The 371-nt window shown below is 61.5% G+C and carries 1 protein-coding gene; it reads left to right on the top strand.

Going from position 1 to position 371, the window contains the following annotated elements:
• Positions 1-371: alkaline phosphatase D family protein (locus tag B1722_RS28505; protein WP_176393393.1), on the top strand; the 371-nt coding region annotated here is incomplete at both ends.

Here is a 371-nt window from a genome sequence, read left to right as displayed (position 1 = left end):
ACAGTGGGACGACCACGAGGTGACGAACAACTGGTCGGACGCCAAAGTGCTGGACAATCGCTACGCGGAGCAACGCATCCAGACACTGACCGGCCGCGCGACGCGCGCGTTCCTCGAGTACTCGCCGATGCGTTGGCACAACCTCGCCGAGTCGGAGCGTGTCTATCGCCACATTCCGTACGGGGGAGACCTCCATGTATTCGTGCTGGACATGCGCAGCTATCGCGGTCCCAACACGTTCAACAGACAGGAGGAGCGCAGCGCCGACACAGCGTTCCTCGGCCGTGCCCAACTCGCCTGGCTCAAATCGAAACTGAAGCAATCGCGCGCAACATGGAAAGTCATCGCATCCGACATGCCGATCGGCCTCA

The sequence above is a fragment of the Pseudomonas sp. SCPG-7 genome, from assembly GCF_002156405.1.
Lineage (GTDB): Bacteria > Pseudomonadota > Gammaproteobacteria > Pseudomonadales > Pseudomonadaceae > Aquipseudomonas > Aquipseudomonas parakoreensis.
The sequence above is the reverse complement of the archived record's forward strand: the minus strand, read 5'-3'. Positions and strand labels throughout refer to the sequence as shown.